Genomic DNA, 20,762 nt, shown 5'->3' on the forward strand with positions numbered 1-20,762 from the left:
GGCATGGGTTATACTCACAAATATCCAGTATATACACTATAGTTTAATCGTTTTACGGCATAAACAAGAAAGGTCAGCTAAAAAGGCTGACCTTTCTTGTTTAAAAACATAACCTTAATTCATTAATCAGTAATTTTTTTAAGCTCAAAAATAGTTGCCTCTGATAACAAGATAAGCCTGTCGTCATTAACAGCTAAAAAGCTTAAACTTACAGGTATGCTCATTTTTGTAGAAGGGTCACTTATATCTATTGCCTGTACCTCATCATTTTCATTTAAGTCTGGAATTTGAATTTTATACAATCTATAAAAAGAGGTAGAGTTATAGCATGTCGCTGTATTCTGATATAATGGATTTTTAAGTTCATATTGATAATTTTTATAGTTTTTGAGTCCTTTTGATGAAAAAAAGTCTTTTTCGATGATAACTTTATCTCCAATAATTTTTTGCCCTGTTGGATATTCGGAAGCATCATTGTATGAATTTGCGAACCCTAGAAGTTTCTCAACTTTCCAAGTTCCATAGAAATTTTGTGCTGTTTCACTATCCAAGCTTATACGGTCTACAGTACAATCTCCAGAACGATCTTTATTCTGTTCCGGTTGAGTTATTACTTGTTTACTGGGCAAATCCCCCGTACCTTTTGTGACTGTTGCGGGCTTATCCCCCCCACACCCTGACAGCAAAATAGTACTCAATAACATCAATAATCCTAGCTCTTTTTTCAACACTCCAATCTCCTTTCACTTACTTAGCAGAAATTATATCAAAGCAAATGAACCCAAGATTGACATAATATTAACATTATTTATGATTAAAGTTAAATTTATGTCAATACTTTCTTTCTTTTTGGTACTATCTACCCGGATACAGTGTTGGATATACCCGTAAGTCTTCTCAACATAAAAAGCCTACCCATTTGAACGGTAGGCTCTTTAAATTCATTCAGTATTATTCAGGAAAATTAATATACACGGAGGCATCATTAGCCGTTTTATTCCAAGTCACCTGTGCACCAAGTGCTTCAGAGATAAATCTTAAATTCACAAAGAATATATTACTATCAGGTTCTAAAGAAGGAGCCTGAGTTAATACCACTTTACTTCCGTTCACAACCCCCTCAAATAAATTATTTGTTAACTTAATTTTAATATCTCCTTTTGTCGCAGTAACTGTTTTAGTAGTGTTATCCCATTCTACTGTCATTCCATAAGCCTCAAATATAGGCCGCATAGGAACAAGAGTTGTCCCTAGAGTTGATACATTAGCGTAGATATCTAATTTTTCATTATTGATAAAAATACTTGGATGTTCTCTGGAAGATGTGACACTAGCTATATTACCAACGGGTGCAGCTGAAGCAAATATACTATTCACTCCAATGCTCATTGAAATCACTGCGACACTGAGAAATACGCTCACTATTTTTCTCATAGAAACCTCCACTTAGTTATAGACGATGCAAGAGTATTCTTTATCCAATGGTGCTCATTTATAGCTTAGAATAATAAAAATGAATGTAAAAGGAGAATCATTATGGCATTAGAATTTAAGGTCAACGAAAAATTGCTGCCTGAACAAATGGCCGAGGTGTTTAGATTATCAGGGCTTAAGCGTCCTCACAATGATTTAGACCGTATGGAGAAAATGATCGATCAAGCCGATATCCTAATTAGCTGCTGGGATGGCGACCGGGTGGTAGGATTGGCACGGGCCATCACCGACTATTGCTACTGCTGTTATCTGTCGGATCTGGCCGTCATTAAGGAGTATCAGAAGCAGAATATAGGCAAAGACCTGGTGCAGCTGCTTCAGGAGACATTAGGAGATCAGGTGTCCATCGTGCTGCTGTCTTCCGAGGAAGCTCTATCGTTCTATCCTCAGATCGGCTTTGAACAGGCTAATAATGCGTTTCGGATCGCCCGGAAACATTAAGCTACACTCCTGACCTGGAAGCCTCCTGGAACCATAGATTTACCTGCGCGGTCTCCTCGGTCAGAAGATCCAGGTAGATGGAGGTACGGTAGTCGGTCTCCTTGAGGCTCCGGCCTGTAATCTCGGCGATCCTGTTGAGGCGGTACATTAAGGTATTGGTATGAATATGCAGAAAAGCGGCCGCTGCCTTCAGATTGCCGTCCAGCGACAGGTATACAGCGAGGGTTCTCAGCAAATCGCTCTTATGCTCACGGTCATGCTCCTTCAAAGGATAGAGCAGCGGGCTCCGGCGGGGGCGGCTCCGTTTCTGTTCCAGAATAGCCGGAAGGTACGCCCAGAACCCGATCTCTTCATAGAGCAGCAGCTCACGCGTATGATAAGGCAGCAGCTTCTTCATCTCCAGAATCTGCAGCGCTTCGCGGTATGCTTCAGCAGCCGAAGTATATTCGCGGTATTCGGGACTGCAGCCTGCTGTAAGCTTGCCGCCTTGGCTCTGGCCCAGCTCCCCTAGCAGCTTGTGCAGGAACGAAGACAGCCGCCCCGTCCCTTCCACCGGAAACATAAAGGAGAAAAGAATAATCAGCCGGTTCTGCTCGGCGGTCTGGAACAGCAGCCGCTGCCCGGTAAAGGTGTCCATTACCCGGCGAAAACGCTGCAGAAAATGCTCATCTACCGGCCTGCTGCTCTCCAGCACCCCAATGTAATAGTTCTCCGGCAGCAGCACCGATCCGGCCTCCGCTTCCTGGCGGATATGCGCTTCGCTGTCATAATGCGAGGTCAGCAGCTTCCAGAAGAAATCCTCCAAGGCCTTCTCCTGCTTCGTCTTCCATCCGCGCTGCTTCAGCAGATACCGCCCGGCAATCCCGGCAGCCTTCTCCACAAGTTCCTCCGCCTGCCCTGCGGCGAGATTCCCCCGGTCCACCACCCAGATATAGCCCAGAATCTCCTGCTGGTACTTGATGCACATGGCAAGTCTGGGACCCAGACCGACCTCCATTACCGCAGGGATGCGGATCGGATGAGTGCTGCTCTCCAGCTCATGCATAACTCCCTTTTTGCGCAGGCCGATAATGACCGTGCTGGGCACCTTTTTGCCAATGATGGTCGAGATTCGTGCCGGATCACTCTCCGTCTGATGGGAGCTGTACCCGATCACATGATGATTGCTGTCCTCAATCGTAACCTGGGACTGGAGCGATTCGCTGAGCGTATCCGCCAGGGACTCCATACTGTCAAAAAAACGGTCAAATGACGGCTCTGATTGTGCCAATGTTCCCACCCCAACCTGAAGAATAGCAGAATAAGTGATTACATTATAGTACGCTGCCTGGCGGTTGCCTATAGGAACAAAACAGATTTCAGTAGAAAACCTGACATATCATGAAGAATTTGCGTCAAAAGCAAAATAACGTGGAGCGATAGCTTACATGGGGCGGGTGTCAGACGCGCTCGACCCCCGCCAGCCCATTGTGTTCGGTTTTCGCCTACATCCGCCTGGTCCACTCGCCAAAAAAAGCCCAGTGATTGCTCACCGGACTCTGACACACATTCTTCTGTTTACTCCCCCGCCGCAAATCAGATCAGCGTGAACTCCTGCTCTACAGCGGCCTCAACCGTGAAGTATTCTTCTCCAAGCGCTTCGGCGACGGCCTGACAGGTGATTTTGCCGTTGGCTACGTTGACGCCGCTCTTTAGACCGGCATCGTCCTCGATCGCCTGGAATACGCCTTTATTGGCAATTTGCAGCGCGTAAGGAACGGTGACGTTGGTTAGGGCGATGGTCGAGGTTTTGGCGACTGCACCTGGCATGTTGGCGACCGAATAGTGCAGGACCCCATGCTTCTCGAAGACAGGGTTGTCATGCGTGGTCACCCGGTCAATCGTCTCCACAATCCCGCCCTGGTCAATCGCCACATCGACAATAACGGAGCCCGGCTTCATCGTCTGCACCATTGCTTCCGTTACCAGCTTAGGTGCCTTCGCGCCTGGAATCAGCACAGCCCCTACCAGCAGATCCGCGTCAGCAACCGCCTTAGCGATGTTATACGGATTAGAGATCAAGGTGCTGATCTGGGCACCGAAAATATCGTCAAGCTGGCGGAGCCGGTCTGCGCTCAGGTCGATAATAGTTACCTCAGCGCCAAGCCCGATGGCCATCTTCGCTGCATTGGTACCGACCACACCGCCGCCGATGATGCTGACCTTACCACGGCTTACGCCGGGAACACCGGAGAGCAGGATGCCCTGTCCGCCGTAGTTCTTTTGCAGGAACTGGGCACCGAGCTGAACTGCCATCCGTCCGGCTACCTCGCTCATCGGAGTGAGCAGCGGCAGGGTGCGGCCATCCACTACAGTCTCATAGCCGATGGCGAATACGCCTTTGTCCTTAAGGGCGGCAGCCAGGGCCGGCTCTGGAGCCAGATGCAGATACGTGAAGAGGATAAGCCCCGGGCGGAAGTAGCCGTATTCACTGCTCAGCGGTTCTTTCACCTTCATTACCATTTCAGCGGCGGCCCACACTGCGGCGGCTTCTGCAACCAATTCCGCACCAGCAGCAGCGTACTCTTCGTCCAGGAAGCCGCTACCCGCACCCGCTCCGGCCTCAACAAGCACCTTATGGCCTTCTGCACTTAGACTTACCACACCCGCAGGGGTAATCGCTACGCGGTTTTCGTTGTTTTTGATCTCTTTCGGTACGCCAATAATCATCTTTCATCGCTCCTGTCAGGTAGGGTTCTCTTATGTAAAGAATCATAACATATGATTTTCAGCTGCATTTTGGGTAAAAAGAAAAACAGGATCTGACATGATTGTGTTTTTACACAATGGGCTTGAAGCGCCGCAACCGCTCCTTTCGGATAGAACGTTTCCCTGCACTATAACCGCTCTGGCCATTATCAGGAAAGAGAATGTAAAGTTATGTTCCATATTCTCCTGTTTTTTGTTCCTTCTGACGCTCCCGGCCATCTGCTATTCTTGAGTTGCAAGCTTATACAGTACACATAGGGAGGTTGTCGCTTTTGAATAAGAGCCGTGTTATCGCCGGAATCACTTCACTCGTTCTGGTCATGGGCCTGGCCGCAGGCTGCGGGAACAGCAGCAATTCGTCTTCAGCGGACAATGGAAGCTCTGCCACAGGTAAAAATACACCGGTAACGCTCAAAATGTGGGGTGGTGTCCCGCCGGAATCCGGTCCGCAGCAGGTCGTGGACAACTGGAACAAGGAGCACCCCGATATTCAGGTGGAATATGTGCGCTATGTCAATGATGATGACGGCAATCTGAAGCTGGACACGGCGATGATTACCGGCCAGGATGTGGATTTGTTCGTGAACTATACGATTTCTCATGCCGCCAAGCGGGTGGAATCGGGACTGGCCTTAGACCTAAGCGGCTTCACCGATTACAACATTGAAGAGAAGATGGGCGCAGACACCGCGAGCTGGAAAATTGACGGCAAGTTCTACGGCGTTCCAACGACCAAAAGCCCGTTCTTCATCGCCCTGAACAAGGACGCCCTCGATAAGGCCAACCTGCCGGTTCCAAAGGAATGGACCTGGAATGAGCTGCGTGAGTATGCGAAGAAGCTGAAGAGCGGCGATTCGTACGGTTTTATTCAAAATATGGAGCCCTTCGTGGATCCCATCGACTCCGTGCTCTCCCAGGAGGGCTACACCAAGCCTGACGGCACCTCCAATCTCGATCATCCGCTGGTCAGACAATGGCTGGAGACGCTGAACGGGATGATGCAGGAGGAGAAGACCACACCGCCGCTCGGCGAGCAATTGACTTCCAAGATGCCGGTGGAGCAGGTCTTCCTCAGCGGAGAGGTGCCGATGCTCAATATCGGGGCGTGGCTGCTGCGCAGCTCGAATAACTTCACCGACTTCCCGCGTGATTTCAAAATCGCTTTCGCTCCGGTACCCCGGCTTGCTGAATCCGCCAGTGATTACGTGACCCGCGGGGGCCTCGGCGATTACATCTCCATCAACGCCAAGTCCAAAAAGCAGGAAGCGGCCTGGGAGTTCCTGAAGTGGTATTCCGATGGCGGCATGTCCCCGATGGCTGCGGGCGGAAGACTCCCGGCCTCCAAGGATGCCAAGCAGGAGGATGCGCTCAAGAGCCTCATCGGCGACAAAAGTGACTCCTACGATCTGGACTCCCTGATGTACGTCATGTTCGACAACAAGACGCCCACCTATGTCCGCAGCCTGCCGCAAGAGGTAATGGACCTGCGTTCACAGGAGTATGAGAAATATTTCCTCGGCTCGCAGTCGCTCGATCAGACTGTGCAGGCCATGGCAGCCCGCCATAATGAGTATTTGAAGCAGAAGAAGTAGCGGCGAAGGTGAGGACAGAGAAGAAATAGAGAGCTATCGTGCATCATACAGGAGGCTTGCCATGGGAATCATGGCGCCTCTCTTTCTTTTGTCTTACCCTATCAGGAACAGACTAAGCCTTGAATGAACGCGGCAAGCTCCAGCCGTGTTCTTGCGGACTGGGATGCGCTTATTTGGGCAAATCCGGCTTTTCTGGAGACTATGCGGACTCAGATGCGCTTAACTACCATTTTCCCCTTCATTTCCGGCTGCCTGGAGTGATTTAAAGGCCTCTGAGTCCGCCTGCCGGCATAAAGTTGGTCTTTTCGGCAAATAAGAGCACCTGAGTCCGTCGGTCCACAAACATAGGGGGTTAGTATCAGTGGGCACGAGGATTTTGGCCGAGAAATACCCCTGCATACTCCATCGGGTCCTTGACCATGCGGGGCGGATAACTATCCATCCGCCTTGTCCCGCTGTCAAGCAGCCCGGATAGAACAATTCTATGCATTTCTTCCCTTCCCCCGTGCCCGCTGGAACAAAACCATGCAATTTGAAATATCGCCAATCCGGCGGAGGGATTATGCTATAATCTAGCATATCAACCGACCCGGAACGGGCAGGTTCAGTCAGGCTTGGAGGTGCTTCCCTGTGTCACAGCTGCTGCGTATGCTGGTTCCCCAGAAGTTGAAATACCGCCTGTTCACCGCCTTTGTGTGCCTAATTCTGCTGCCGTTCGGCGCACTGAATATCTATAACTATCAGCGCATTGAGACGCTGGTCCAGAAGAAAGTCAGCCAGCAGAGCCACTATCAGCTGGAGCAGATGTACCGCACACTGGAGGATCAGATCAGCATCGCCTTCAAAACGCTGCTGTTCCTGAAGCAGGATGACACCGTGAAGTCCGTGCTGCTCCATCCTGAGCAGCGTAATGAGCTGGAGAACAAGCGGCTGATGGAGAATATTTTCAAGAATCTGAACAACAGCTTCTTCCTGTATAATCCTTCGGTCTACTTCATGATTCTGGACTTATCTGAAAGCGCATACACCTCATATCCGCCCAAGGATTCACTGGTATACTCCAAACTGCGGGCAAATCCGGGGTTCGACCGGAAGCAGATGGATAACAACTCCTATCACTGGGTGCCCAATGATGCCAACTACGTTCTGCGTGATGTCTCTACCAGCGCCTATCTGCTGTCCTTATATGCGTACCTTGAGGATGCCCGGAACCAGCCGTACGGCATGGCCCGGATCAGCATTGATTATACGTACTGGCTGCGTTCCATCCACAAGCAGTCCGATCTGGAGCAGCAGTATTTCCTGATTACCCGTTCTGGCGAGGATATCTCCCAGTCGGTTCCGGGCAGCCAATTATCCGAGAAGGTGAAGGAGGGCTTTGCCGGGCAGCCGGGACAGCAGTATTTTATCGACAAAGACTCGAACGCCCTGATTAATTATATCTATGTGGAATCGCTGGACTGGTATATCGTTAACCGGATTCCGCTGTCGGTGCTGTTCGCGGAGATCGAGGGGCTGAAGCAGCAATACTTCCTTACCTTCCTGGTGCTGACGGGCATTTTCCTGATGATGACCTTCGTGATTGCTACGACGATTACAAGGCCCTTGTCCCATCTGCAGAACAAGATGAAGGCGGCGGTGCAGAAAAGCCTGAAGATCCGCCTGCCGGAGCATAAGTTCAGCGGGGAGATCCTTGAGCTGACCCGGACCTTCAATACGATGCTTGACGACACCCATCTGCTGATCCAGAAGCTGAAGGCGGAGGAGCGCCAGAAGGAGGCGGTGCATTTTCAGATGCTGCTGGCCCAGACAAATCCCCACTTCCTGCTCAACACGCTGAATACGATCAAATGGATCGCCATCCGCGAGCAGAATGAAGACATTACCAACATGACCCTGTCGCTCGGCAAGCTGCTGGAGGCCAGTCTGAACACCGATAAGGATCTGATCCATCTCAAAGATGAAATCGAGCTTGTAGAAGCCTATGTCCATATTCAGCAGGTCCGTTATGCGCACAAATTCGACTGTACCTTCACGTATGACGAGGACATTCTGTATGCTCTGGTGCCGAAGCTCAGCCTCCAGCCGCTGGTGGAGAACGCCATTATCCACGGAATCAGCAGGCTGACCGGCCATGGCCTGATTGAGCTGAACGTCCGCCGCGAAGAGCACCGGCTGATGATCGAGATCAGGGACAATGGCGTAGGCATGGAGCAGACCGGAGGCACCAAGGCTCCGCGCAAGCGTCCGGGCATCGGACTGAGTAATATTCAGGAGCGGCTGCGGCTGCTTTTCCGGGAAGAAGGACAGCTTGAAGTGCTCTCAACCAGCGAAGGCGTTACGGTCCGCTTGACCATGCCGCTGTTAATGTCCACACCATACGGCAACGAACATCCGGCTTAAGCATAACTACGGGAGGGATTATACATGTGGAAGGTACTGCTGGTGGAGGATGAGGTATTCGTACGGGAAAGTGTGCGCGAGATTATCGCCTGGGAAGAGCTCGGCTTCATGGTCAGCGGAGAAGCGGGCAACGGGGCAGAAGCGCTGGAGATGATCCGCGAGGATGCGCCAGATCTGGTGATTTCGGATATCGTCATGCCGGAGATGGATGGCGTCGAGCTGCTGCGCAGAACCCGTGAGGAGGGAATTGATTCCCGCTTCGTCATGCTGACCTGCATGAATGACTTCGAGAATGTGCGGCAGGCCATGGAATACGGGGCGTCCAATTATATTCTGAAGCTGTCGATGAGCGTGAATTCCCTCCGGGACACCCTGCGCAAGATCAGCGGCGAGCTGGAGAAGAACCAGGACAACCGCACGGGGAACGCGCTACCATCCGCTGCTGCTTCCCCGCAACCCCCGGCCCATGAGGAGATTACGAGCCACCCGGAGATTCAGAAGATCCTGCACTATCTGCATGAACACTACGCTGAGGATATTACCGTGAAGTCGATGTCCCAGTATGTCATGATGGCCGAGAATTATGTCAGCACCCTCTTCAAAAAGAAAACCGGCCACACCCTCATCCACTATCTGCACCGTGTACGGGTAGACCAGGCGATCCGGCTCCTGACCGGCTCCGACCTGCCGGTCTATGAGATCGGTAACCGGGTCGGCTTCGTGAGCGATAACTACTTCATCAAGATCTTCAAGCGCCTGACCGCGCAGACGCCCAGCCAGTACCGGCACAATTTGCGGGAGAAACCGGACACACTAAGCCTTTAGCCTGCTTATACAGTCTCATAGCCATACCGCTGCAGCGGCGTTCCCTCCGGGAATGCCGCTTTTTGGCCTGAACACGGATAGAACATAACTAAGACCGATACACCCCCCGCTGCTTGCGTAATTGTATATTTCTGTGCCATGAAGTGGGTGGTTTTGTTCCTTATCGCCCGGAAGGGCGCTTGCTATGCTTGTAATGTACTTACAAGACCTAAAGGAGTGGGGCTATTGTGAAGGCAACCTGGATGCGACGTCAGCAGCTGCTGGGCTATCTGTTTATCGGGCCCAATATGATTGGCGTGATACTATTTTTTATCATACCGGCTATGTATTCGTTCTATCTCATGTTTACAGATTACAAGTTTATGAGTCCTAATACCAAGTTCATCGGGCTGGCCAATATCCGGCGGATGCTGGGGGATGAGGTCTTCTATATTGCCATCAAGAACACGCTGCTGTTCCTGCTCTCTGTTCCTGTATCCATTGGGCTGGCATTCCTGGTGGCTGTCATTCTGAACCGTTCTGTCTATCTCAAAAAGCTGCTGCGCGCCCTGTACTTCATGCCCTACATTACCAGCGGCGTAGCCGTAGCCTTCGTCTGGATGCTGCTGTTCCACCCGAATAACGGGCCGATCAACGGCATTCTCCGCTCTATGGGCATCGAGAACCCTCCCGGCTGGCTGTCCACGATGGATACGTCCATGTATGCGATTGATATCATCTGGATCTGGTTCATGCTCGGCTATAACATGATTATCTATCTCGCCGCTTTGCAGGAGGTGTCCGGCGAGCTGCTGGAGGCAGCCACTATCGACGGTGCCCGCACGTGGCAGACGGTCCGCAGCATTCTGTGGCCGCTGGTGAGTCCCACCACTTTTCTGCTGCTGATTACCGGGCTGATCATGTCGATCAAGCAGTTCGGCATCATCCAGGCGATCACACAGGGCGGCCCCGGGAACAGCACCACCGTATTATCCCTGTTCATCTATCAGAATGCCTTCCGCTATTACGAGATGGGCTATGCGTCAGCGGTCTCCTGGGCCCTGTTCCTGATCATTCTGATCTTCACCGTCATTCAATGGCTGGGCCAGAAACGCTGGGTTCACTACTAAGGAGCTGAGAATATGAATAAAGCCATCGTTACCAAAAGCATCACCACCCTGATCATGCTGTTCTTCAGCATCGTCATGATTGTGCCCTTTCTCTGGATGATCAGCACCTCCTTCAAGACCCCGGCAGAGGTATTCCGCTATCCGATCCAGTGGATTCCGGACCACTTCAACTGGAGCCATCATATCAAAGTCTGGTCCGGCCAGGGCAGCTTCGTGCCTTATTATCTGAATTCCCTTAAAGTCGCTGTGCTGAGTACCATCGGTGCGGTCTCCCTGTCCGCCTTGGCGGCCTACGGCTTTGCCCGGATTGAATTCAAGGGGCGTAATACGATGTTCCTGGTCTATCTGTCGATGATGATGGTTCCTCCGCAGGTGCTGTTCGTGCCCAAATTCATCATGTTCGACTGGGCCGGCATCTATAACACCCACTGGGCGCTGATTCTGCCCGGCATGTTCACCATCTTCGGCGTATTCATGATGCGGCAGTTCTTCCTCTCCGTGCCCCATGAAATCTCGGAGGCCGCCTTCATCGACGGCGCAGGCCATTTCCGCATCTTCTCGCGGATCATCCTGCCGATGGCCAAGCCCTCGCTGGCGACACTGGCGATTATCGACTTCTCCTGGCACTGGAACGATTATGAGAACGCGCTCGTCTTCCTGATTGACCAGGATCTGTTCACCGTTCCGCTCGGGCTGCAGAACTTCATCCTGGAGAACAATGTCGATTACAACGGCATGATGGCCGCCGCCACCGCCGGGATCATTCCGATGATTCTCGTCTTCCTGCTCGGCCAGAAATATATCATTGAAGGAGTAGCCAGCTCGGCGGTGAAGGGGTGAAAATTACTTTTAACTCATCGCTTACTGAGGGGTGCTGTGCCCGATCGCACCCGATCCAGGTCCAGGGGATAGGCTCAATTGAGCTTAATTGCAATCTGTACAACTAAATCGACGGATGTGCCGCCCAATCTCTGTTTAGCTGTATTTCGTGCAAGTAAAATGCCTCTATACCTGGATTTTAGCTCATCCGGGCAAATGTAGTTGTACAGAATACAGTTAGAAGAGGAACGCCTTCGGTTGCACTGTTTTTAGTTGCACAGAATACACTTATCTCTGATTAAAAACTGAGCATGAACATCGAGCTGATATTAGGCTGCTACTGTTCCCGCTGCCGACTACTCTTCAATTCAGGTAGCTGATTGTATTTCATGCAATAGAAAACGCATAGCTGACCGTAAAATAAGATTCTATTGTATTTCATACAGTGGAATGCTGCGTTTTAGCTGAAAAATGGCCTTTTTTCAACATTCGATTGTACGGAATACAATAGATTCTATTTCGAAGCCTTTTTTACTGCATTCTATTGTACAAAGTGCAGTTGCTATCGTTCTAGCGCCTTCACCGCCACCCAGCCGTCAATCAGATAAGCGCCGAAGAACCGGGATATGGCCGTGAAGCCGGCCTCCTCCAGCAGCTTCTCCATCTCTGCGGCAGGAAGCGGATGGGAGGTGACTCCGAAAGATTGCTCGAAGGTCTGCCACTCATCCTCTGCGATGCCGTTACCGAGCATATGCAGCCGCCAGCCTGCCATCTGTAGCTCCCATGCAGACGTGCCCGGCACCCCGCAGATGGCGGACAGGCAGATCGGTGCGCCCGGCTGAAGCCGCGCGGCAATGCTGCGGAGCAGCGCCAGCTTGTTCTCCCGCCCCTGCACAAAGTGCAGTACCAGCATACAAGTTGCGGCATCATACAGGACGCAGCTGCGCCACGCCGCAAGCTCGACCGGATATAGCTCTACCCGGTCCATCAGCCCCGCTGCGCCAAGCCGTTGTTCAGCCGTGCGGAGCATGCCCGGCGAGGGCTCCAGCCCGCTGAAGCTCCAGCCGGGATGGCTCAGGCCCAGCTTCAATATCTCCTGTCCCCCGCCTGCTCCCACGACCAACAGCCTTGGCTTTTCCTGCTTTTCCTGCTTTTCCTGCTTTTCCTGCTTTTCCTGCTTGTCCAGCCGCGCGGTCAGCAGCGTATCCATCAAGTCATATTGCAGCGCGTATCCGGGGATTTTGCGGCTGATATTCTGTACATACTGATCACCGTCCGCCTGCTCCCAAGGGCTGGCTGTATTGGCTACATTGCATGTATTGGCTGTATTGGCTGTATTAGATGTATTAGATGTTCTGCTGTTCATTCCATCCCCTCCGAAAATAATAATCGGTACATAACCACAATAGGTCATGTACCGATTATCAAGGCCGGGTGTGGAAACCGCCATCCCACATAGCTGGGATCTATAGCACCGGCCGCTCATACCAATACCCCGGAATCCCCCGTTCCAGCCGCATCAGCGCCTCCAGATAATAATAATCGCCCCAGATCGTGTAATCATCCGGCGAATCCCCGGCTCTGGCGGAATATGCGCCATGCTCCAGCAGACCCTCGGCCTGATCGCTGCCATGGGTCGAATAATGCTCCGCCAGCGCTCTCACCGACGCCTCCCCCGCTTCCTGGAAGAAGCGGCGCTCCGGGTCGCCAGCCTCCAGCTGCGCCGCAATCTCCAGCAGCCCGCAGGCGGCAATGGCCGATGCCGAGCTGTCGCGCTTCGTTCCCGGTTCAACGGGAACGTCGAAGTCCCAATACGCGACCCCATCCTCCGGCAGATGAGCCACGAAGTAGCGGCCCAGCCGCTTCGCTGTCTCCAGCATCTCCGGGCTTTTCAGATACCGGCTGACCAAGGCGAAACCATAGATGCCCCATGCCTGACCGCGCGTCCAGGTGGAACCGTCACTGTAGCCCTGATGGGTCCCGCCGCGGATGGCGTCTCCGGTGGCCGGATCGAAGTAGAAGGTATGATAGCTGGAATCATCCCCGCGCACCAGGAAGCGGCGGGACTTCAGCGCATGAAGCTCGGCTACCCGCCGGTAAGATTCATTGCCGGTCTGCTCATGCGCCCATAGCAATAGCGGCAGATTAAGCAGACAGTCGATAATGATCCGTCCACCGTTAACGGCATCCCCCTCCCGCCCCCAGGCCTGGATCAGGCGGGGCCCTTCGCGCCAGCGCTTCATCAGCATATCCGCCGCCTCCAGCGTAAGCTGTCTGGCGCCTTCATCCCGTTCGATAATCCACTGGGCCTTGGAGGACAAAGAGTACAGGAAGCCAATATCATGATGATCGAAGATGATCTTCTGGTCCATCCGCCGGCGGAAGTTCCGGACGGTGCTTAACGCCTGCTCGCGGTAGACCGGATCTTCACTGTACTCGGAGCAGAGCCAGAGGATGCCGGACCAGAAGCCCGCCGTCCACTCGGTATTGTCATTCAGTGTATAATGCTCATCCCCGGCACTCACATGGGGGAACCGGTCCCCGAATCTTGTAATATTACGTTTCGTTACGCGCAGTGCATCCTCAATCGCTTGTTGCCACATGTCAGTATATCCTCCTTGTTATACATTATCGTTCTGGATCAGCCGATTGGCCTGTTTATACTGGCCCGGAGTGATCCCCTCATATTTCTTGAACACACGGATGAAGGAATTGCTGTTCAGGAAGCCCACACGCTCTGAGACCTCCTGCACATTCAGTTCATCAGCCTCCAGAATCCGCTTGGCCTCTTCAATCCGGTACTGGTTGATATAGTCGATAACATTGGTGCCTGTCTGTTCCTTGAAATACTTCGAGACATACGTAGGATGGAACCGGAAGCGTTCCGAGATATGGGTCAGTCCCAGATTCACATCATTGTAATTCTCATGAATGAATTCCAGGAGCTGCTCCTTCAGCTCGGTGTTATGGGAACGCTTGCGTTCATGCACCATCTGGCAGACCGTCTCCAGAATCTGCAGCAGCTCCGTCTCCATCTCCTCGAAGGTCTCACAGACGAACAGCCGCCGGATCAGCTCGTTGCGCCGGGTCAGTTCCTTCTGGTCATCCGTCTTGATCTGCTCTGTGGCCTTCAGCATGGTCCCGATCAGCTCGAACATCAGACAGCGGGCCAGCTCAACGGATAAGGGCTCCCCGGCAAAATTAGTCATCAGAATTTCATTCATCACCTCGGTGGAGCGGGCATAGTTCCCTGTGGCAATATAATTGACCAGCTGACGCTCCAGATCGAGCGGATAATACAGCTCCTCCTTGGGCTGCCGGATACGTTCCTGGTCAATAATCTGGCCAATGCCGAGAATCAGCCGGTATTCCAGCGCCTCCTCCGACTCCCGGAAGCAGGCGGAGATGTCTGCCAGAGAGGTGTGGACACTGCTCACGCCAACGGAGAAATAGATCAGGAAGCGCGATTGGATGAAATGCTGTGCCTCCCCGGTCACCCGGATCAGCTCCGGCACTGCGTCCGCCGTATTTCCCCGGAGATTGACCAGCAGCGCGATCCGTCCATCCATCTCTGCGGAATAGACCGGACCGGCCGGGCCCAGCAGCTCCTCCAGCACATTGGTCAGGATCAGATGGACGAACTGGCGCTTCCCCTCCTCATCCTCCGGGGCCCGTGTGCGGAACAGACCCTCATAATTCTCTATGTGTACCAGCAGGACCGCAAAGGCATCGCTCTCTAGCGTGAGGCCCAGACGCTCCATCTCCCCGGCAAGACCTTCTCCCGGCTGTACCCGTCCCTTCAGCAGTCTCGCCAGGAAGCTGCTGCGTACCATCGTCTGCTGCTCCTTCAGCCGCGTGGCGAACTGGTCCTGCTCCTCCCAGGCCCGGGTCAGCACCGTCTGCAGGATGCCGAACTCGTCATCCGGCTGCTCCAGCTTCCCCTTAACCTTGTCGGAGATAATACTCATAATCCGGCCAAGCGGCCGGTAATTCCGGCGGGTGAACCACCAGGCAGCGATGCCGCCCAGCAGCAGAACAGCAGCCACACCGGCGAAGGTGATACTGCGGATCACCATCAGCTTCTTGGCATAGATCCGGGTCGGAACGATAGAGACATACTGCCAATCCTCAACACTAGAGGATATTTGTGAGACCGTCACCGATTCCCCGTTCCAGTCGGCCGTGCCGGTCCGCCGTCCGCTATCCTTATTTTGCTGCAAGTATTGATGTATCGTGTAAGGGGTTTCAACGGTGCCTGTGGAGAACAGCGTTCGCCCGTCACGGTCCAGGATGAATACAATACTCTCCGGCTCCAGCCGCACATTGTTGATCGCCTGCTGGAAACGTTCCGGGTCCAGCATCACCACAAAGGTCGCCGGGCTGCTCTGCGACACCTGAACCGGGAACGGCTGCAGATAGACCAGCGTTTCTTCAATGCGGCGGTCTTCGCTGAGGACCTTCATTTTGCGGAAGACACTCTGGTCTGACTCCTGCATCAGCCGGGTCCACTCCGGCCCGCTTACCCCGGTCCCCTCATAGTAAATGTCATACAGCAGCTTCTTGGATACCAGCGAAGAGGAGGACAGCGCCACATCCGAAGACTTCACATAGATGTACAGCTCGCGGATGAGCCCGTTCCCGATCCTGATCGACTTGAGGTTCTTGATCAGCTCCAGCCCCATCAGCCGCCATCTGGCATCCTGCTCGGAGGCGTGGTTGATGAAGCTGCTCAGCTGGGAATCGGCCATGAGCTGGCTGCTGATACTGCTGATATCCTGGGTCTGGCTGTCGATCGTCTCCTGCACCTGGGACAGCAGCACCATGTTGGAACGGTTCACCTCTTCCTTCAGCAGATTGCGGGACTCCGCAAAGACAGCCGCCCCAATGGTGACGGGAATGAGCAGGATGACCAGATAAGAGAGGCTCCAGGACAGCAGGATGCTTTTCTTTTTCATGGCGCTCCTCCTCCTTGTTCATGATGTGGGTACAGTGCTGGTGCGGCTCCGGTCTATTCCTTGATTGCGCCGATCATGACGCCCTTCACAAAATACTTCTGTAAAAACGGATATATAAACAAAATCGGCAGCGTAGCCACCATCACCGTTGCATACTTCACACTTTCTCCGATTGCTTCCTTGTCGCCCATAGCTGCCGAAGTGGTCATCGAATCCGTACTATTCTGGATCAGAATCTCCCTCAGCACCAATTGAAGCGGATACAAATCACGGTCGCGGATATACAGAATGGCGCTGAACCAGGAGTTCCAGTGGCCTACCCCGTAGAACAGAATCATGACCGCAATGACCGGCATCGATAAAGGTACCACAATCCGCCACAGAATGCGCATCTCCCCCGCACCGTCTATTCTGGCCGATTCCAGCAGACTCTCGGATATCCCCTGAAAGGCTGTACGCATAATGATCAGATTATAACTGCTGACCAGCCCGGGTACAATCAGCGCCAGCAGGTTATTGCCGAGGTGGAGCGTATTGTTAATCAGCAGGTAGGTCGGGATAATCCCGCCGTTGAAGAACATGGTGAATACAATGGCCAGCATGATCGGATTGCGCAGCATGAAGCTTTTGCGGGAGAGAGTATAGGCCCCCAGGATGGTAAAAAGCAAATTGAGCGCCGTGCCCAGCACTACGATCACCAGCGTATTCCGGTAGCCGGAGAGAATGCTCGGATTACTGAGCACCAGCTTGTAGCTGTCCAGATTGAAACCGTCCGGGAGCAGCAGCAGCCCGCTATGGGCCATTAGCTGGTTGGAGTCGCTTAACGAGGCATTCAGCACATGCCACAGCGGATACAAGGTGATGATAATAAGCAGAACCATGAGCAGCACATTGAGACTGTCAAACAGTTTTTCGCCTATTGTTCGTTGAATGGTCATGATAATCCCCCGCTTAGAACAGCTTATTGTCAGATACGGCCTTGGAGAGCCGGTTAGCGCCTATGAGCAAAATGAAATTGACCAGCGACTGGAACAGGCCGACCGCCGTAGTGTAGCTGAACTCTGCACTCTCGCTGATCCCCTTGCGGTAGACGAAGGTGGAGATGACATCCGCTGTATCATAGACATTGGGGTTATAGAGCAGGATCACCTTCTCGAAGCCGATCTCCATCAGCCCGCCTATGCGCAGAATCAGCAGAATCACAATCATCGGGATAATGCCCGGCAGCGTAATATGCCATACCCGGCGTATCCGGCTGGCCCCGTCCACCTTCGACGCATCGTAGAGCTCCGGGTTAATTCCGCTGAGCGCTGCCAGATAAATAATGGTCGAGAATCCAAGCTCCTGCCAGATGGAGGAGGCCGTATAGATCGTGCGGAAATTCCCCGGCTCACTCAGCAGCGCGCTGCTCTCCCCGCCGAAGAACGTAATGATCGAATTGAACAGCCCGTCACGGGAAGAGAAATCTACCACCATCCCGCAAATAACCACCAGAGAGATGAAGTGGGGAATATAAGAGACCGTCTGCACCATACGCTTGAATATTTCATGCCTCAGCTCATTGAGCAGCAGCGCCAGCAGGATCGGGGCCGGGAAGCCGAATAATAGCTGGTAGAAGCTGAGGATCAGTGTGTTTTTGAGCACCCGCCAGAAATAATAGCTCTGAAAAAAATCTTGAAAATGCTGCAGCCCCACCCACTCGCTGCCCCAGATGCCCTTGCCGACGGTATATTCCTTGAACGCGATGACCGCACCATACATCGGCAGATACTTGAAGACCAGAAAATACAAAACCACGGGGAGCGCCATCCAATAGATCACTTTATTTCGCTTGTAATTCAGCCATACCAGGGATAACTTCCGGGTCACAAGTCTCCCTCCTTTCTTTTGCAGGACTAGCCTGCGGGGGCGCTAGTAGCTCAATCTGCCGCTCCGCAGGTAGCCTTCATCCTGATTTATCTTGCGTTGTAGCGGTCTACCGCCGCCTGCTGAATATCAATCGCCCGCTTCACATTGAACTTGCCGATCTGGGCTGTGAACTTATCGAAGTTCTCCAGCGGCTCAGCACCGATGACGAACTTAATGAACATTTCATCGCGGTAGGTGGTGATGTCACTCATGATTTTGCTGTACTCACTGGATTCCTCTGTAGTCAGGCTGACCGGAGGAAGACCGACCTTAAGCGTGTTGTCACTGTATTTGGAAAAGAGCGTCACCGCGTCCTTCTGCTGCTGGTACTGGTAATACTGCTGGTTGTAACGGTCGTCATCCTCCCCGACAAACGGGTAGTTGGCAATGAAATGCTTCGCCATCGCCTGAACCACCGACAACCCGTCCGGATTCTTCAGAATCTCATCCGTGTAGGTCGGATACCCGTCCTTCATCGTGTACGTCACGCCTTCTACGCCGAAGTTCTTCAGCATATGGCCTTCTTCACTGAAGAAATAATCCAGCGCCTTCACGGTCTCCTCCGGGTGCTTGTTGCTCTTGGTGATCGTTGCTCCGGCACCGCTCCACTCCCAGGACCGGCCGGTGAACATAGGCTCATCGCCCTTGTTCACTACTGGGAACTGGACAGCCGTAAGATTAGCCTCTGGCTCCTTCTCCTGAAGGGCGGGCAGATAACGCCCGATGCCGCCGCCGATGTAAGTGAAGAAGGCACCGGCCTGGCCGCTCAGAATCTTGGCATCAAAGGTCTTCTGATCGTTGGTAGCGAAGTCAGGATCGATCAGCCCCTCCTGATACCAGCGGTGGAAGGTGGTCAGGAACTCCTTGAATTCCGGCTCGACCGGTCCGAATGCCACCTTGCCGTCCTTGAGGAAGATCGTATTCGTGATGCCGTAAGCTTCCAGGAAATTCGCGGCCGCCGGGCCCATCGTCGTCAGCTTGGGCGGAGCGCCGTACAGGAGCGGAGCGGTGACGCCCTTGTTCTCCTTGAAGGCCTTCAGCACCGTCTCCCACTCGGCAATCGTCTCCGGCTGCGGCAGCTTCAATTCATCCAGCCAGTCCTGGCGGATGAACATGCCGCCGAAGGTCTTGTACTTGCCCAGCCGCAGATGCGGGATGGCATAGATGTCGCCGTTATCCGCTTTCAGCTGCTTTGCCACCTCGGGATTCTCGTCCAGAATCTTCTTCAGGTTAGGCGCGTACTGGTCGATCAGATCATTCAGCTTAATGATGCTGCCATCCGTGAACAGCTTGGAATAATCGCCATAGACGAACATCACATCCGGCAGCTTATTGGAGGCCAGCATGACGTTGAACTGCTCCGTCTCTGCCCCGACCGCCGGATGCTGAAATTCCGTCTTAATGTTGGTCTTCTTCTCCCATTCCTTGATCGCCGTAATCTCACTCATATTCTTCAGCGTAATCGAGACATTCGTGTTCAGCGACGCCCAGATCGAGATCGGTGTCGGCTCATCCGCCGCTGCTCCCTCTGTATTCTTGTTGCCGCCCGCGCCGCCCGAGCAGCCTGCCAGTCCGCCTATGGCCAGCAGCAGGCTGGCACTCAGCAGCATCCGTCTTCTCCAAGATCTCTTCATCCTTCTCATCTCCCCCATATGTTCGTAATTGATATGCAGCTGCCGGAGGTGAACGATTCGGTTCGATTCGATCGCCGTTCTGCTGTGTTCTGCCCTCCCGCCCATCTAACTTAACGTTTCCGCCCCCGCCTTGACTATCTCCCATTCTTGCTGCGATATCGATATCTTGCTTATAGCCTGTCCAGCACAGGAATTGCATACGGATGTTGAGAAATTGGGATTGAATCTGTGTAGAGAGATTGAGCTAAGGAATTTTTGCGTTTTGGGATGAGCCGCGGCTCCAGAGAAGTTTTGGGCTTTCGGCCGCTGCCGCTCCTACAGTTCCTAAATTCCCCTCCGCCACTTTTCCCTTAACTTTTCAACTAATTAACTTAACCTAGGCGGTCAGCCCTGCTAGGGGAGGACCATGTACCGCCCGTATCCGGCGGATTCTAGTTCAGTAGTGCTCCACATTCTCCCTTTGGGCTGCATTCGGCCCGCGCACTTCGCGCCAGCACATTATAATCGGTTTTTCGATTATATTTGGCCTACACGCCGCCACCGGTCCCATTGTAATCGGTTTTTCGATTACATTTGGCCCACGCACCGCTCCCCGTCCCATTGTAATCGGTTTTTCGATTACATTTGACCCACGCACCGCTCCCTGTCCGATTGTAATCGGTTTTTCGATTACATTTGGTCTACATGCCGCCACCGCTCCCATTGTAATCGGTTTTTGACATACAATCGGCCCGGTTGCCTTCGTGAAGCCAAATGTGTTCGGTTTTTGACATACAATCGGCCCGGTTGCCTTCATGAAGCCAAATGTGTTCGGTTTTTGACATACAATCGGCC

General features: G+C 52.9%; 17 protein-coding genes. 6 read left to right on the forward strand and 11 right to left on the reverse strand.

What is annotated here, in order from left to right; translation table 11 throughout:
* Positions 1 to 122: 122 nt before the first annotated feature.
* Complete coding sequence (locus tag MKY96_RS27470) at positions 123 to 728, reverse strand: hypothetical protein (RefSeq protein WP_445671501.1); 606 nt, start codon at positions 726 to 728, stop codon at positions 123 to 125.
* A gap of 223 nt (positions 729 to 951) precedes the next feature.
* Positions 952 to 1,434 (reverse strand): copper amine oxidase N-terminal domain-containing protein, encoded by a 483-nt coding sequence (locus tag MKY96_RS27475; RefSeq protein WP_340945398.1) that lies wholly within the window; start codon positions 1,432 to 1,434, stop codon positions 952 to 954.
* A gap of 102 nt (positions 1,435 to 1,536) precedes the next feature.
* Here MKY96_RS27475 and MKY96_RS27480 point away from each other — a divergent pair, with 102 nt between their 5' ends.
* Positions 1,537 to 1,935, forward strand: coding sequence for a GNAT family N-acetyltransferase (locus MKY96_RS27480; RefSeq protein WP_340945400.1), 399 nt, complete (start codon positions 1,537 to 1,539; stop codon positions 1,933 to 1,935).
* 1 nt (position 1,936) lies between these two features.
* Here the strand turns inward: MKY96_RS27480 and MKY96_RS27485 are convergent, their stop codons facing one another.
* Entirely contained in the window at positions 1,937 to 3,205 is a 1,269-nt protein-coding gene (locus MKY96_RS27485; RefSeq protein ID WP_340945402.1) for a PucR family transcriptional regulator, read from the reverse strand.
* Positions 3,206 to 3,510: 305 nt separating this feature from the next.
* On the reverse strand, positions 3,511 to 4,644 hold the full coding sequence (gene ald / locus MKY96_RS27490; protein ID WP_340945404.1) for an alanine dehydrogenase: 1,134 nt from the start codon (positions 4,642 to 4,644) through the stop codon (positions 3,511 to 3,513).
* A 311-nt stretch (positions 4,645 to 4,955) separates the two neighbouring features.
* Here ald and MKY96_RS27495 point away from each other — a divergent pair, with 311 nt between their 5' ends.
* The 5 genes from MKY96_RS27495 (at position 4,956) to MKY96_RS27515 (ending at position 11,452) form a co-directional block, all read left to right on the forward strand.
* Positions 4,956 to 6,275, forward strand: a complete 1,320-nt coding sequence (locus MKY96_RS27495; protein ID WP_340945407.1) for an ABC transporter substrate-binding protein — start codon at positions 4,956 to 4,958, stop codon at positions 6,273 to 6,275.
* Positions 6,276 to 6,905: 630 nt separating this feature from the next.
* The gene (locus MKY96_RS27500) at positions 6,906 to 8,678 is read left to right on the forward strand and encodes a sensor histidine kinase (protein WP_340945410.1); all 1,773 of its coding nucleotides are present in this window, start codon (positions 6,906 to 6,908) and stop codon (positions 8,676 to 8,678) included.
* A gap of 24 nt (positions 8,679 to 8,702) precedes the next feature.
* Positions 8,703 to 9,503 (forward strand): response regulator, encoded by an 801-nt coding sequence (locus MKY96_RS27505; protein ID WP_340945412.1) that lies wholly within the window; start codon positions 8,703 to 8,705, stop codon positions 9,501 to 9,503.
* A gap of 227 nt (positions 9,504 to 9,730) precedes the next feature.
* On the forward strand, positions 9,731 to 10,612 hold the full coding sequence (locus MKY96_RS27510; protein WP_340945413.1) for a carbohydrate ABC transporter permease: 882 nt from the start codon (positions 9,731 to 9,733) through the stop codon (positions 10,610 to 10,612).
* Positions 10,613 to 10,624: 12 nt separating this feature from the next.
* A complete protein-coding gene (locus tag MKY96_RS27515) occupies positions 10,625 to 11,452 on the forward strand; it encodes a carbohydrate ABC transporter permease (RefSeq protein WP_339252930.1) in 828 nt (275 codons plus the stop codon).
* A 541-nt stretch (positions 11,453 to 11,993) separates the two neighbouring features.
* Here the strand turns inward: MKY96_RS27515 and MKY96_RS27520 are convergent.
* The 7 genes from MKY96_RS27520 to MKY96_RS27550 form a co-directional block, all read right to left on the reverse strand.
* Complete coding sequence (locus MKY96_RS27520; RefSeq protein ID WP_340945417.1) at positions 11,994 to 12,797, reverse strand: class I SAM-dependent methyltransferase; 804 nt, start codon at positions 12,795 to 12,797, stop codon at positions 11,994 to 11,996.
* Between the two features lie 100 nt (positions 12,798 to 12,897).
* Complete coding sequence (locus tag MKY96_RS27525) at positions 12,898 to 14,034, reverse strand: glycoside hydrolase family 88 protein (RefSeq protein WP_340945419.1); 1,137 nt, start codon at positions 14,032 to 14,034, stop codon at positions 12,898 to 12,900.
* 18 nt (positions 14,035 to 14,052) lie between these two features.
* On the reverse strand, positions 14,053 to 16,386 hold the full coding sequence (locus MKY96_RS27530; RefSeq protein ID WP_340945421.1) for a helix-turn-helix domain-containing protein: 2,334 nt from the start codon (positions 16,384 to 16,386) through the stop codon (positions 14,053 to 14,055).
* A 53-nt stretch (positions 16,387 to 16,439) separates the two neighbouring features.
* Complete coding sequence (locus MKY96_RS27535; protein WP_340945424.1) at positions 16,440 to 17,324, reverse strand: carbohydrate ABC transporter permease; 885 nt, start codon at positions 17,322 to 17,324, stop codon at positions 16,440 to 16,442.
* A 13-nt stretch (positions 17,325 to 17,337) separates the two neighbouring features.
* Positions 17,338 to 18,195: an ABC transporter permease gene (locus tag MKY96_RS27540; protein WP_340946778.1), complete on the reverse strand. Its 858-nt coding sequence runs from the start codon at positions 18,193 to 18,195 to the stop codon at positions 17,338 to 17,340.
* A gap of 146 nt (positions 18,196 to 18,341) precedes the next feature.
* A complete protein-coding gene (locus tag MKY96_RS27545; RefSeq protein WP_340945426.1) occupies positions 18,342 to 19,928 on the reverse strand; it encodes an extracellular solute-binding protein in 1,587 nt (528 codons plus the stop codon).
* Between the two features lie 436 nt (positions 19,929 to 20,364).
* A complete protein-coding gene (locus MKY96_RS27550; RefSeq protein ID WP_340945429.1) occupies positions 20,365 to 20,724 on the reverse strand; it encodes a hypothetical protein in 360 nt (119 codons plus the stop codon).
* Between the last annotated feature and the right edge of the window lie 38 nt (positions 20,725 to 20,762).

Source organism: Paenibacillus sp. FSL R7-0302 (assembly GCF_038006885.1).
Taxonomy (GTDB): Bacteria; Bacillota; Bacilli; order Paenibacillales; family Paenibacillaceae; genus Paenibacillus_AQ.

Coding starts and splice junctions, on each gene's coding strand:
- MKY96_RS27475 (WP_340945398.1), bottom strand. CDS start 1,434: ATGAGAAAAATAGTGAGCGTATTTCTCAGTGTCGCAGTGATTTCAATG.
- MKY96_RS27480 (WP_340945400.1), top strand. CDS start 1,537: ATGGCATTAGAATTTAAGGTCAACGAAAAATTGCTGCCTGAACAAATG.
- ald (WP_340945404.1), bottom strand. CDS start 4,644: ATGATTATTGGCGTACCGAAAGAGATCAAAAACAACGAAAACCGCGTA.
- MKY96_RS27505 (WP_340945412.1), top strand. CDS start 8,703: ATGTGGAAGGTACTGCTGGTGGAGGATGAGGTATTCGTACGGGAAAGT.
- MKY96_RS27515 (WP_339252930.1), top strand. CDS start 10,625: ATGAATAAAGCCATCGTTACCAAAAGCATCACCACCCTGATCATGCTG.
- MKY96_RS27520 (WP_340945417.1), bottom strand. CDS start 12,797: ATGAACAGCAGAACATCTAATACATCTAATACAGCCAATACAGCCAAT.
- MKY96_RS27525 (WP_340945419.1), bottom strand. CDS start 14,034: ATGTGGCAACAAGCGATTGAGGATGCACTGCGCGTAACGAAACGTAAT.
- MKY96_RS27530 (WP_340945421.1), bottom strand. CDS start 16,386: ATGAAAAAGAAAAGCATCCTGCTGTCCTGGAGCCTCTCTTATCTGGTC.
- MKY96_RS27535 (WP_340945424.1), bottom strand. CDS start 17,324: ATGACCATTCAACGAACAATAGGCGAAAAACTGTTTGACAGTCTCAAT.
- MKY96_RS27540 (WP_340946778.1), bottom strand. CDS start 18,195: ATGGCGCTCCCCGTGGTTTTGTATTTTCTGGTCTTCAAGTATCTGCCG.
- MKY96_RS27545 (WP_340945426.1), bottom strand. CDS start 19,928: ATGAAGAGATCTTGGAGAAGACGGATGCTGCTGAGTGCCAGCCTGCTG.
- MKY96_RS27550 (WP_340945429.1), bottom strand. CDS start 20,724: ATGAAGGCAACCGGGCCGATTGTATGTCAAAAACCGAACACATTTGGC.